11 protein-coding genes and 1 pseudogene are annotated in these 12991 nt (G+C 71.9%); 5 read left to right on the forward strand and 7 right to left on the reverse strand.

What is annotated here, in order from left to right; all coding sequences use genetic code 11:
• Positions 1-15: 15 nt before the first annotated feature.
• From ACZ50K_RS30210 to ACZ50K_RS30225, 4 genes and pseudogenes are all read right to left on the reverse strand, one after another.
• Entirely contained in the window at positions 16-1098 is a 1083-nt protein-coding gene (locus ACZ50K_RS30210; RefSeq protein WP_468908709.1) for a hypothetical protein, read from the reverse strand.
• Positions 1080-1745, reverse strand: a pseudogene (locus tag ACZ50K_RS30215) (ABC transporter ATP-binding protein); the annotation flags it as partial. The pseudogene ACZ50K_RS30215 and the gene ACZ50K_RS30210, both read right to left, overlap by 19 nt.
• A gap of 258 nt (positions 1746-2003) precedes the next feature.
• On the reverse strand, positions 2004-3383 hold the full coding sequence (locus ACZ50K_RS30220) for an aspartate aminotransferase family protein (RefSeq protein ID WP_468908712.1): 1380 nt from the start codon (positions 3381-3383) through the stop codon (positions 2004-2006).
• Positions 3368-3871, reverse strand: coding sequence for an Lrp/AsnC family transcriptional regulator (locus ACZ50K_RS30225; protein ID WP_468908715.1), 504 nt, complete (start codon positions 3869-3871; stop codon positions 3368-3370). The genes ACZ50K_RS30220 and ACZ50K_RS30225 overlap by 16 nt, the downstream gene beginning before the upstream one ends.
• Positions 3872-4041: 170 nt before the next feature.
• On the opposite strand from ACZ50K_RS30225, the gene ACZ50K_RS30230 reads away from it, so the two are divergent.
• Entirely contained in the window at positions 4042-5481 is a 1440-nt protein-coding gene (locus ACZ50K_RS30230) for a gamma-aminobutyraldehyde dehydrogenase (protein ID WP_468908717.1), read from the forward strand.
• 110 nt (positions 5482-5591) lie between these two features.
• Positions 5592-6770 (forward strand): polyamine ABC transporter substrate-binding protein, encoded by a 1179-nt coding sequence (locus ACZ50K_RS30235; protein ID WP_468908720.1) that lies wholly within the window; start codon positions 5592-5594, stop codon positions 6768-6770.
• Here ACZ50K_RS30235 and ACZ50K_RS30240 read toward each other — a convergent pair.
• Together ACZ50K_RS30240 and ACZ50K_RS30245 are read right to left on the reverse strand one after the other, a co-directional pair.
• Positions 6767-7495 carry a glycerophosphodiester phosphodiesterase gene (locus tag ACZ50K_RS30240; RefSeq protein ID WP_468908722.1) on the reverse strand — a complete coding sequence of 243 codons (729 nt, stop codon included), beginning with the start codon at positions 7493-7495 and terminating at the stop codon, positions 6767-6769. The genes ACZ50K_RS30235 and ACZ50K_RS30240 overlap by 4 nt on opposite strands.
• A gap of 12 nt (positions 7496-7507) precedes the next feature.
• Positions 7508-8533, reverse strand: a complete 1026-nt coding sequence (locus ACZ50K_RS30245; RefSeq protein ID WP_468908725.1) for an adenosine deaminase — start codon at positions 8531-8533, stop codon at positions 7508-7510.
• Between the two features lie 101 nt (positions 8534-8634).
• Between ACZ50K_RS30245 and ACZ50K_RS30250 the strand changes: the two genes are divergently transcribed.
• On the forward strand, positions 8635-9273 hold the full coding sequence (locus ACZ50K_RS30250; protein ID WP_468908728.1) for a DUF4190 domain-containing protein: 639 nt from the start codon (positions 8635-8637) through the stop codon (positions 9271-9273).
• A 61-nt stretch (positions 9274-9334) separates the two neighbouring features.
• On the opposite strand, the gene ACZ50K_RS30255 is transcribed toward ACZ50K_RS30250, so the two are convergent.
• Positions 9335-9931: an NADAR family protein gene (locus ACZ50K_RS30255; protein ID WP_468908731.1), complete on the reverse strand. Its 597-nt coding sequence runs from the start codon at positions 9929-9931 to the stop codon at positions 9335-9337.
• A gap of 174 nt (positions 9932-10105) precedes the next feature.
• Here ACZ50K_RS30255 and ACZ50K_RS30260 point away from each other — a divergent pair, with 174 nt between their 5' ends.
• Together ACZ50K_RS30260 and ACZ50K_RS30265 are read left to right on the forward strand one after the other, a co-directional pair.
• Positions 10106-11638 (forward strand): gamma-aminobutyraldehyde dehydrogenase, encoded by a 1533-nt coding sequence (locus ACZ50K_RS30260; protein ID WP_468908733.1) that lies wholly within the window; start codon positions 10106-10108, stop codon positions 11636-11638.
• Positions 11639-11707: 69 nt separating this feature from the next.
• Positions 11708-12958 (forward strand): polyamine ABC transporter substrate-binding protein, encoded by a 1251-nt coding sequence (locus ACZ50K_RS30265; RefSeq protein ID WP_468908735.1) that lies wholly within the window; start codon positions 11708-11710, stop codon positions 12956-12958.
• Positions 12959-12991 lie beyond the last annotated feature (33 nt).

Here is a 12991-nt window from a genome sequence, read left to right on the forward strand (position 1 = left end):
GGGCCGGGCGGCGCTTCAGCGGGTCAGGGCGGCCGCCGTCAGCTGGGCGACGGCCCAGCTCAGCGGCAGGCAGACCGCCGTGAGGGTGCCCGCCCGCAGGGTGGCGGCGGTGCGCAGGGTGCGGCCGGGGGTGCCGAGGCCGAGCAGCGCGCCCCGGGTCTCGGCGCGGGCCTGCCGGGCCTCGACGGCCGTGGTGAGCAGGATGGCCGCCACGCAGGCGGCGACCAGTCCGGCGGCCGGTCCGGTGAGCGGTCCGGGCGGCAGCGGCAGCCCGCCCCGGTCGCGCAGGGCCAGCCCGGTGAACGCGGCGGCGGCCAGTGCGCAGAGCAGGCCCAGGGGTCCGCCGACCCGGCCGGCCTCCTCCTGGAGTCCGCGGCCGGCCAGCAGCCGCAGCGCCCCCGGGCGGACCGACTGGACCAGGGCCCCGCAGGCGTAGGCCAGGGCGGGACCGGCGAGGACCAGTCCGGCGGCGGTCAGGGTCCAGCCGGCGAGCAGTCCGGCGGGCTCCCGGCCGGCGTAGGCCTGGACGGCCAGGCCGCAGGCGGTCAGTGCGACCCCCCAGGGCAGCCCGGTCTGCGGGGCGCGGGCGGGGCGGGGCCGCAGGGCCAGGGCGGCGGCGGCCGCCCCGGCGAGCGGGACCACGGCGAGCAGGGTGAGGGCGGCGGCCAGCGGGAGCGGCCGGTCGGCGTGCAGGAAGGCGGCGCCGGCCCCGTCGAAGGGCAACCCGGAGAGGTCTCCGCGCAGGTGCAGGAAGACGGCGAAGGCCAGGGCGCTGCCCAGGGCGCAGGCCACGGCGGTGGAGATGGCCGCGACCAGGGTGAGCCGTACGGGTCCCAGCCCGGCGGCGGTCAGCGCGTCCCGGGGGCGGGTGGAGGGGTCGGTGCGGGCCACGGCCACGGCGAGCCGGACGGTGACGGCCAGCGGGACCAGGGCCCAGAGCAGCAGCGGAAAGGATCCGCCGGGTCCGGCGGAGCCGGCGGTGGCCCCGGCGAGGACGGCGAGCAGCAGGAACCCGGTGCCGGCGGAGGCGGCGGCGACCAGCAGCCGGCGGAGTTGGACCAGCGGGCGGGAGCCGCGGGCTAGGCGGAGAGCGAGCACTCTGCGCGGCCCTCCCCGCTGTCGGTGGCGGCCCGGGGCGGTCCGGCGAGGCCGGTGTGGCTGGTGCGCCCGTCGAGGAGGGCGAGCTCACGGTCGGCGGCCGCGACGGTGTCCTGGTCGTGGGTGGCGATGACCACGGTGATCCCGTGGGAGCGGGCGGCGGTGGTGAGGGTGCGCAGCAGCAGGGCCCGTTCGGCCCGGTGCAGCGGGGCGGTGGGTTCGTCGGCGAAGACCACCGCGGGTTCGTTGGCCAGGGCCCTGGCCAGGGCCACCCGCTGGGCCTCGGGCCGGGTCAGGGCGCGGGGCCGTTTCCGGGCGAGTCCGCCGATGTCGAGGCGGCTCAGCCATTCGAGGGCGGCGCGCTTGGCCGCGCGGTGCGGGGCGCCGGTGAGCAGCAGCGGGAGGGCGGCGTTCTCCCAGGCGGTGAGCTCGGGGAGCAGCTGGGGTTCGGGGCCGATCCAGCCGAACCGGTCGCGGCGCAGCCGCTCGCGGGTGACGGCTCCCATGGTGTGCACGGGGACGCTGTTGAACCACACCTCGCCCTGGTCGGGTGCCAGCTGTCCGGACAGACAGCGCAGCAGGGTGGTCTTTCCGCTGCCGCGGGGGCCGGTCACGGCGAGGATCTCGCCCTGCCGGACTCCCGCGGACACGTCGGTCAGGCCGGGCGTGCCGTTGTGGGTGTGGTGCAGGGACCGCGCCCAGAGCACCTCGTTGTCCGGTGGTTCCACCATGGCGTACACCTCCGTCCGGGGGAACGAAGCGGAGCCGCTGGAAGTCACTGGCGCCGCAAAGAGATGTAAGAGGATGAAACGCCCGGCTGGGGACAGCACACGGCCCGGACCCCCCGTTCTCACTCGAACGGCGGATCCGGGCCGGGGCGGCTCGGTGGAGCGGTGGTGCGCTGGTTACAGCTTGGTCCACGCCTCGGTGAGCACGGAGCGCAGGATGCCCTCGATCTCGTCGAAGGTGCCCTGGTCGGCGATCAGCGGCGGGGCCAGCTGGATGACCGGGTCGCCGCGGTCGTCGGCCCGGCAGTACAGGCCGTTCTCGAAGAGCGCCTTGGAGAGGAAGCCGTAGAGCACGCGCTCGGTCTCCTCGTCCGTGAAGGACTCCTTGGTGACCTTGTCCTTGACCAGCTCGATGCCGTAGAAGAAACCGTTGCCGCGGACGTCGCCGACGATCGGGAGGTCGTGCAGCTTCTTCAGGGTCTCGAAGAAGTTGCCCTCCTGGTCCAGCACGTGCTGGTTCAGGCCTTCCTTGTCGAAGATGTCGAGGTTGGCCAGCGCCACCGCGGAGGACACCGGGTGTCCGCCGAAGGTGTAGCCGTGCAGGAAGGTGTTGTCGCCCTTGTAGAAGGGCTCGGCGATGCGGTCGGAGACGATGCAGGCGCCGATCGGGGAGTAGCCCGAGGTCATGCCCTTGGCGCAGGTGATCATGTCCGGCACGTAGTCGAACTTGTCGCAGGCGAACATCGTGCCGAGGCGGCCGAAGGCGCAGATCGTCTCGTCGGAGACGAGCAGTACGTCGTACTGGTCGCAGATCTCGCGGACCCGCTGGAAGTACCCGGGCGGCGGCGGGAAGCAGCCGCCGGCGTTCTGCACGGGCTCCAGGAAGACGGCCGCGACGGTGTCGGGGCCCTCGAAGAGGATCTCCTGCTCGATCTGGTCGGCGCACCAGCGGCCGAAGGCCTCGGGGTCGTCGCCGAAGATCGGGGCGCGGTAGATGTTGGTGTTCGGCACCTTGTGGGCGCCGGGGACCAGCGGCTCGAAGGGGGCCTTCAGGGCCGGCAGGCCGGTGATGGACAGGGCGCCCTGCGGGGTGCCGTGGTAGGCGACCGCACGCGAGATGACCTTGTACTTGGTGTGCTTGCCCTGGAGCTTGAAGTACTGCTTGGCGAGCTTCCAGGCGGTCTCGACGGCCTCGCCGCCACCGGTGGTGAAGAAGACCTTGTTCAGGTCGCCGGGGGCGTAGTCGGCGAGGCGCTCGGCGAGCTCGACGGCCTTGGGGTGCGCGTACGACCAGATGGGGAAGAACGCGAGGTCCTGGGCCTGCTTGTAGGCGACCTCGGCCAGCTCCTTGCGGCCGTGGCCGGCGTTGACCACGAACAGCCCGGCGAGGCCGTCCAGGTAGCGCTTGCCCTTGTCGTCGTAGATGTAGGTGCCCTCGCCCCGCACGATGGTGGGGACGGGGGAGTTCTCGTACGAGGACATGCGGGTGAAGTGCATCCACAGGTGGTCGTACGCGGTCTTGGACAGGTCCTGGGTCACGGTTATCGGGTTCCCCACATGTAGGTCTGCTTCTTCAGCTTCAGGTAAACGAAGCTTTCGGTAGATCGCACGCCGGGGAGCGTGCGGATCTTCTTGTTGATCGTGTCGAGCAGGTGGTCGTCGTCCTCGCAGACGATCTCCACCATCAGGTCGAAGGAGCCCGCGGTCATCACCACGTACTCGCATTCGGCCATCGCGGTCAGGGCGTCGGCCACCGGGTCGAGGTCGCCCTCGACGTTGATGCCGACCATCGCCTGGCGCCGCAGGCCCACGGTGAGCGGGTCGGTGACGGCGACGATCTGCATGACCCCCTGGTCGAGCAGCTTCTGCACGCGCTGCCGCACGGCCGCTTCGGAGAGGCCGACGGCCTTGCCGATCGCTGCGTAGGGACGGCGTCCGTCCTCCTGCAGTTGCTCGATGATCGCCAGGGACACAGCATCGACCGAAGGGGACGGTTGTCGGTTCCTGGAATCTGCGCTTCGACTGACCACGGCCTCACTGTGCACGAGGACTCGTCTGTTCCGCAACCCGGAATCGATGAAATCCGTTGTTTGGGCGACGTAAGTTCACGGATTTCGTAGTCGACTCCGCTTGGCTCTGTCGAAAGCGTCGGCAAACGAGCTAGGCTGGCGTCATCGTCTCAATCGTTGGACATGTGATCAGGAGTGTGGGTGTAGTGACCACCGAACTGCGTCGTCTGCGCAACTACATCGGCGGAGAGTTCAAGGACGCCGCCGACGGGCGGACCACCGAGGTGGTCAACCCCGCCACCGGCGAGGTCTACGCGACCGCCCCGCTGTCCGGCCAGGCCGATGTCGACGCCGCCATGGCCGCCGCCGCGGCCGCCTTCCCCGGCTGGCGCGACACCACCCCCGCCGAGCGCCAGAAGGCCCTGCTGAAGATCGCCGACGCCTTCGAGGCCCGCGCCGACGAGCTCGTCGCCGCCGAGTCGGAGAACACCGGCAAGCCGCTCGCCCTCACGGCCAGCGAGGAACTGCCCCCGATGGTGGACCAGATCCGCTTCTTCGCCGGCGCCGCGCGTCTGCTGGAGGGCCGCTCGGCCGGCGAGTACATGGAGGGCATGACCTCCATCGTCCGCCGCGAGCCGGTCGGCGTATGCGCCCAGGTCGCCCCCTGGAACTACCCGATGATGATGGCCGTGTGGAAGTTCGCCCCGGCCATCGCCGCGGGCAACACCGTGGTCCTCAAGCCCTCGGACACCACCCCCGCCTCCACCGTCCTGATGGCCGAGATCATCGACTCGGTGCTGCCCAAGGGCGTCTTCAACGTGATCTGCGGCGACCGCGAGACCGGCAGGGCCATGGTCGAGCACTCCACCCCGGCGATGGCCTCCATCACCGGCTCGGTGCGGGCCGGCATGCAGGTCGCCGAGAGCGCCGCCAAGGACGTCAAGCGGGTCCACCTGGAGCTCGGCGGCAAGGCCCCCGTCGTGGTCTTCGAGGACGCCGACCTGGCCAAGGCCGTCGAGGACATCGCCGTCGCCGGCTACTTCAACGCCGGCCAGGACTGCACGGCCGCCACCCGCGTGCTGGTCCACGAGTCGATCCACGACGAGTTCGTGACCGCCCTCGCCAAGGCCGCCGCCGACACCAGGACCGGCCAGCCGGACGACGAGGACGTGCTCTACGGCCCGCTGAACAACCCCAACCAGCTCGCCCAGGTCAGCGGGTTCATCGAGCGGCTCCCCGCCCACGCCAAGGTCGAGGCGGGCGGCCACCGGGTCGGCGACAAGGGCTACTTCTACGCCCCGACCGTGGTCTCCGGCCTCAAGCAGGACGACGAGATCATCCAGAACGAGGTCTTCGGCCCGGTCATCACCGTCCAGTCCTTCACCGACGAGGACCAGGCCCTGGAGTACGCCAACGGCGTCGAGTTCGCCCTCGCCTCCTCCGTCTGGACCAAGGACCACGGCCGCGCCATGCGGATGTCCAAGAACCTCGACTTCGGCTGCGTGTGGATCAACACCCACATCCCGCTGGTCGCCGAGATGCCGCACGGCGGCTACAAGAAGTCCGGCTACGGCAAGGACCTCTCCGCCTACGGCTTCGAGGACTACACCCGCATCAAGCACGTGATGACCTCGCTCGGCGGCTGACCGCCCGGCGACTGATCGATCATCGGCCCGGTCAGGCCGGGCTCCCCTGGGGCGGGCAGTAGACAGTGTGTCTATTGCCCGCCCCTCGGCGTTTCCCCGAGTCTTTCCCCATGCCTGAACTCGCCTTCTCGCGCCGCTCCGCCCTGCGTGGCCTGGGGGCCGCGGGCCTGCTCGCCGCGCTCACCGGCTGCGGGGTGCCCGCCGCGTACATCCCGGAGGACCGGCGCGGCGGACCGGACCGGTCCGGCCGGGACAGGAGCCTGGCCTTCGCCAACTGGCCCCTCTACATCGACACCGACGAAGAGGACGAGACCCTGCGGCCGACCCTGTCGGCCTTCTCCGAGCGGACCGGGATCTCCGTCCGCTACAGCGAGGAGATCAACGACAACGACGAGTTCTTCGGCAAGGTCAGCCCGGCCCTGATGAACGGTCAGGAGACCGGCCACGACCTGGTGGTGGTCAGCGACTGGATGGCCGCCCGCTTCGTCCACCTGGGCTGGGCCCAGAAGATGGACCGCGCCGCCCAGGGCAACGTCACCGCCCACCTGGACCCGCTGCTCGCCGACCCCGCCTTCGACCCCGGCCGGCTGCACACCGTCCCCTGGCAGTCCGGGATCACCGGGATCGCCTACAACCGCAAGGCGCTGGGCCGCGAACTGAAGTCCGTCCGGGACCTGTGGCACCCCGACCTGGCCGGCAAGGTCACCCTGTTCTCCGGCCTGGACGAGTCCTTCTCCCTGCTGATGCAGGGCGACGGGGTCGACGTCACCCGCTGGACCGAGAACGACTTCCACCGGATGTGCGACCGGGTGGAGGCGCTGGTCCGCAAGAAGCACATCCGCCGCTTCACCGGCAACGACTACACCTCCGACCTCAGCAAGGGCGATGTGATCGCCTGCCAGGCCTACTCCGGCGACGCCATCCAGCTCCAAGCCGACAACCCCGACATCGAGTTCGTGGTCCCGGAGGAGGGCGCGGAACTGTGGGCGGAGAGCCTGCTCATCCCCAACCTCGCCCGGCACAAGGCCAATGCCGAGGCCCTGGTGGACCACTACTACCAGCCGGAGGTCGCGGCCGAACTCGCCGCCTACGTCAACTACGTCTGCCCGGTCCCGGCCGCCCGCGAGGTCCTGGCCGGCTCCGAGGACGAGGAGACGGCCGCCCTCGCCGAGAACCCGCTGATCTTCCCGGACACCGCCATGCGCGCACGGCTCGCGGTGGCCCGGGACATCTCGGCCGAGGAACGGCGCCCCTTCGCCAAGCGCTGGAACGCCATCGTCGGCCTCTAGGCCCGGCCTGGCTGCCGGCCCTCGCGCAGGGCGGCGGTGCGGGCCCGGACCCCGGCCAGCAGGTCGACGCGGTTGGTGGTGATGGAGTCCACGCCCGCCGCGATCAGCTTCCGCATGCTGCGGGCGGTGTCCGCCGTCCAGGCCGACACCAGCAGGCCGTCCGCCTGGAGCGCCCGGGTCAGCTCCGGCCCGAGCAGCCCGAACCGGTAGTTGAGCCAGGCCGGGCCGATCGCGTCCAGCAGGACCCGGCGCGGCGGGCTGAGCGTGGTCCAGGTCAGGGCGATCTCGGCGCCCGGGTCGGCGGCCCGGACCGCCAGCATGGTGTCGGCGCCCGCGCAGTAGTACACCCGGTCCCGGGCCCCGCACTCGCGGACCTGCCCCACCACGGTCCGCACCGCCTCCGGGGTCGCCCCCGGCAGGTCCACCATGACCCGGGCGGCCCCGGTGGCGATCAGCGCCTCCCGCAGGGTCGGCACCCCGCCGCCGGTGAGCTCGCGCAGCTGGGCCGCGGTCACCGAGGCCAGCGGCACGTCCGCCCGCCACAGCCGGCCCAGGGTGTCGTCGTGCAGCAGCACCGGCACCCCGTCACGGGTCAGCCGTACGTCGATCTCCACGGCGTCCGCTCCGCGCGCGAACGCGGAGCGGAGCGATGCGAGGGTGTTCTCGCGGACGCGGTAGGGATCACCGCGGTGGCCGACTGCAGTCAGGGTGCGCATGATCCCCATTCTCCGCGCAGGTCAGGCGGCGAGCCAGGAGGCGGTGTACGCGTCGATCTCGGCGGTCAGCGCCGCCTTGCCGGCCGGGTCGAGGAAGGAGGCCTCCACCGCGTTCTTCGCCAGCTGGGCCAGGCCCCGCTCGTCCAGGTCCAGCAGCCGGGCGGCCACCGCGTACTCGTTGTTCAGGTCGGAGCCGAACATCGGCGGGTCGTCGCTGTTGATGGTGACCAGCACCCCGGCCGCCACCATCTCCTTGACCGGGTGCGCGTCCAGGTCGGTGACCGCACGGGTGGCGAGGTTGGAGGTGGGGCACACCTCCAGCGCGATCCGGTGCTCGGCCAGGTACGCCAGCAGCTCCGGGTCCTGGGTGGCGCTGGTGCCGTGACCGATGCGGACGGCCCCCAGCTCGCGGATGGCGTCCCAGACGGTCTCCGGGCCGGTGGTCTCGCCGGCGTGCGGGACGCTGTGCAGACCGGCCGCCCGGGCGGCGTCGAAGTAGGGCTTGAACTGGGGGCGGGGCACGCCGATCTCCGGCCCGCCGAGGCCGAAGGAGACCAGCCCCTCGGGGCGCAGGTCCACGGCCAGCCGGGCCGTCTCGGCGGCGGCCTCCAGGCCGGCCTCGCCGGGGATGTCGAAGCACCAGCGCAGGACCACGCCGAGCTCGGCCTCGGCGGCCAGCCGGGCGTCCTCGATGGCCGCCATGAAGGCCTTCTCCTCGATGCCCCGGCGGGTGGAGGAGTAGGGGGTGATGGTGAGTTCGGCGTAGCGGATGTTCTGCCGGGCCATGTCGCGGGCGACCTCGTAGGTCAGCAGCCGGACGTCCTCGGGGGTGCGGACCAGGTCCACCACCGACAGGTACACCTCGATGAAGTGCGCGAAGTCGGTGAAGGTGAAGTAGTCGGCGAGCGCCTCGGGGTCGGTGGGCACCTTGGAGTCGGGGTGCCGCGAGGCCAGTTCGGCCACGATCCGGGGGGAGGCCGAGCCGACGTGGTGGACGTGCAGCTCGGCCTTGGGCAGCCCCGCGATGAAGCGGTGCAGGTCGGACATGGGGGGCCTCTCTCACAGCGGGTACCGAACCCTCATCGTAGGCAGGCCCGGGGAGCCGCCGGGGCAGCCCGTAGCATGGCCGTCCGAGAAGGGGGGCGCACATGACGAACCAGAGCCCTGATCCCGCCGACCCGTGGGCGCTGCCCGAGCGGCCCGCCGGGCAGGCACCGGGGGCCGCGGACCGGCAGGGTCCGCCGTCCGTGCACGACCAGCCGACCGTCGCGGGGATGCCCGGAGCCGCCGGCCCGGCGTACGGGTACCCGGCCCCGGCCGAACCGGCGGCCCCCGCCGGCGCCCCCGGCGGGTACGAGTACGGGTACGGCTACGACAGCGGCGCGTCCCAGGCCTACGGATACGGCTATCCGGGCGGCCCGCAGGCCGCCGGCCCCGGCCTCCCGCCGTACGGGGCGCTGCCGCGCAACGGCTTCGGGGTGACGGCCCTGACCCTGGGGATCATCTCGGCGGTGCTGTCCTGCCTCGGCCCGCTGTCGGTGGTCCTCGGCATCGCCGCCGTGGTGTTCGGGATCCTGGGACGCGGCCGGGCGGCGCGCGGCGAGGCCTCCAACGGCGGGCAGGCGCTGGCCGGGATCGTGGTCGGCGCGGTCGGCATCGTGCTGGGCGCGCTGATGACCGTCCTGGTGGTCCTCGGGGCCGTCTACGGCGGGGACGGCGAAGGCGAGGGCGGAACCGAGTACGGGGTGGACGACCCCGCGACCTCCCAGGTGCTGCACCGCAGCTGACCGGCCGGAGCGGGGCCGCCCCCCGACGGCCCCGCCCTCCCGGCCGCCACGCGGCCGGGGCTCAGGTCCCCGTGGTCCCGTTGGTCCCGTTGGTCCCGGTGGTTCCGGTGGCTCCGGCCCGGAGCCGTTCCCGGGCCTCCATCAGGGCGAAGCCCAGCAGGTTCAGCCCCCGCCAGCGGGCCGGGTCCAGGGCGCGTTCGTCGTCCGCGGCCAGTCCGATGCCCCAGATCCGGTCCATCGGGCTGGCCTCCACCAGCACCCGCCGGCCGGTGCCCAGCAGATAGCCGAGCAGCTCGGGGCTGGAGCCGAACTTGTGGACGCTGCCGTCCACCACGATCCCGAACCGCTCCCGCTCCCACACGGCGGGGTCGAAACCGCGGACCAGCCGGCCCGCCTTCTTGGCCTGGGCGGGGCTGCGCGCGGTCAGCGCCGCGTGTTCCGCTTCCGGGTCCTCGAACAGCCGGGCCTTCGCGGCCATCATCCAGTGCTCGGCCGTCGCGTACTCCACCTCACCGACGGTGAAGGGGGAGGGCCACCACTGGCTGAGGCAGCCCGGTCCCAGGGAGCCGTCGGGCCGGGCCCGGTGCCCCCAGAACGGCAGGAACTTGACCCGCTCACCCCGGCTGACCTGCCCGATCAGCGTGTCGATCATCTCCATGCACGCCAGTCTGGCAGCCGCCACGGACACTTCGTACGGGATTTGCGGCCAGTCTCGACACTTGGTCGACCGATTCCGTCGCGTAATCAAAAGGCAACTACGGAATCCCTTGGCTGGGGCCAATGCCTCTGCCAGGATCGGCACTCAATTCGGGCAGGAGCTACGGAGAGCGTGATGGGCAACCGCTTCCAGATCAAAGACCGCTTCGCAGAGGGCGCGCAGTACATCGACGGGCGGCTGCGGTCCGGGACCTCGGGAGAATCGCACACCGTCGTCGACCCGGCCACCGGCCAGGAGGTGCTGACCTTCGAGCTGGCCGGCACCGAGGACGTGGACGCGGCCGTGGCCGCCGCCGTGGCGGCCTTCCCCGGCTGGTCCGGGAGCACCCCGGGCGAGCGCTCGGACGCCCTGCACCGGCTGGCCGCGATCCTCGCCGAGCAGGCGGCGGACTTCGCGTACGCCGAGTCCGTGCAGTGCGGCAAGCCGCTCAAGCTGACCACCGAGTTCGACGTACCGGGCACCGTGGACAACACGGCCTTCTTCGCGGGGGCGGCCCGGCACCTCCAGGGCCAGGCGGCCGCCGAGTACTCCGGGGACCACACCTCCCACGTGCGCCGCGAGGCCATCGGGGTGGTCGGCTCCATCGCACCCTGGAACTACCCGCTCCAGATGGCCGCCTGGAAGATCCTGCCGGCCGTGGCCGCGGGCAACACCATCGTCCTGAAGCCGGCCGAGCTCACCCCGCTGACCTCCCTGATGTTCGCCCAGGCGGCCAAGGAGGCCGGCATCCCGGACGGCGTGATCAACATCGTCACCGGGGCCGGCCGGACCGCCGGGGAGCACCTGGTCGGGCACCCCGACGTGGCCATGACCTCCTTCACCGGCTCCACCGCCGTCGGCAAGCGGGTCGCCGAGATCGCCACCGCCGGGGTCAAGCGACTGCACCTGGAACTCGGCGGCAAGGCCCCCTTCGTGGTCTTCGACGACGCCGATCCGGAGGCCGCCGCGCACGGCGCCGTCGCCGGCTCCCTCATCAACACCGGCCAGGACTGCACGGCCGCCACCCGCGCCTACGTCCAGCGGCCGCTGTACGAGGCCTTCGTGGCCCGGGTCGCCGAGCTGATGGACACCGTCCGGGTCGGCGACCCCTTCGCGGCCGGCACCGACCTGGGCCCGCTGGTCTCGCACGCCCAGCGCGACCGGGTGGCCGGATTCGTGGAGCGGGCCCGCGGCTACGCCACGGTGGTCACCGGCGGGGAGGTCCCGGACACCGACCCGGCCGGCAACAGCCTGGCCGGGGGTGCCTACTACCGGCCCACCCTGGTCGCCGGGGCCGCCCAGGACAGCGAGATCGTCCAGTCCGAGATCTTCGGGCCGGTCCTGGTGGTGCTGCCCTTCGACACCGACGAGGAGGGCATCGCGCTGGCCAACGACACCCCCTACGGCCTCGCCGCCTCCGCCTGGACCCGGGACGTCTACCGGGCCGGCCGGGCCACCCGCGAGATCAAGGCGGGCTGCGTCTGGGTCAACGACCACATTCCGATCATCAGCGAGATGCCGCACGGAGGCTACAAGGCCAGCGGCTACGGCAAGGACATGTCGGCCTACTCCTTCGAGGAGTACACGCAGGTCAAGCATGTGATGTACGACAACACCGCGGTCGCCGAGAAGGACTGGCACCGCACGATCTTCGGGGACCGTCCGTAACGACCCGCGGCCACCGCCGCGCGGCAGCCACCGCCCGACCAGCGGTACACCTCCGAAAGGGCACAGCGCATGGAGCACCACGAGCCCGACCGCCTCTCGGCGGCGCAACTCGCCGCGATGCGGCGGAGCCTGACCAGTGGCCGCGGGGCCCTGACCCGCCGGTCGCTGCTGCGCGCCTCCGGGGCCGGGGCGCTCGCGCTCGGCGGGCTGGCGGGCCTGACCGCCTGCGGGATCCCGCCGGCCAAACGGGCCGACGGGCCCGCGGCGGCCTCCGACGACCACTCGGCCGCGGAGAAGGAGATCAACTTCTCCAACTGGACCGAGTACATGGACATCAGCGAGGACGAGAAGTCCCGCCCGACCCTCGCCGCGTTCGCCAAGCGGACCGGGATCAAGGTCAAGTACACCGAGGACATCAACGACAACGTCGAGTTCTTCGGCAAGATCCGGCCGCAGCTGGCGGCCGGCCAGGACACCGGCCGCGACCTGATCGTGGTCACCGACTGGCTGGCCGCCCGGATGATCCGGCTGGGCTGGGCCCAGCGGCTGGACCCGGCCCGGCTGCCGCACGCCTTCGCGAACCTGTCCCCGCAGTTCCGCAGCCCCGACTGGGACCCGGGACGGGCCCACAGCTACCCCTGGACCGGCATCTCCACCGTCATCGCCTACAACATCAAGGCCACCGGCGGCCGGAAGGTCGACTCGGTCACCCAGCTGCTGGACGACCCCGCCCTCAAGGGCAGGGTCGGGTTCCTCACCGAGATGCGCGACTCCGTCGGCATGACCCTCCTCGACCAGGGCAAGGACCCGGGGAACTTCACCACCGCCGACTTCGACGGGGCCATCGGCCGGCTCAACAAGGGCGTGGAGAAGAAGCAGATCCGCCGGTTCACCGGCAACGACTACACCTCCGACCTGGACAAGGGCGACCTCGCCGCCTGTCTGGCCTGGGCCGGGGACGTCATCCAGCTGCAGGCCGGCAACCCCGACATCCGCTACGCCATCCCGGCCGCCGGCTACATCACCTCCAGCGACAACCTGCTGGTCCCCGCCCGGGCCCGGCACAAGGCCAACGCCGAGAAGCTCATCGACTACTACTACGAGCTCCCGGTCGCCGCCCAGCTGGCCGCCTACATCAGCTACGTCTGCCCGGTCGAGGGCGTCAAGGACGAGCTCGCGAAGATCGATCCGGCCCTCGCGGACAACACGCTGATCGTCCCGGACAAGGCGATGACCGCCAAGTCCCGCGCCTTCCGCTCCCTCACCCCGGAAGAGGAGACGGCGTACGAGGAGAAGTTCGCCAAGCTCATCGGCTCCTGATCCGCCCTCTTCCGCCCACCACAGACAACCGGG

The sequence above is a fragment of the Streptomyces sp. NPDC033845 genome (assembly GCF_055576225.1).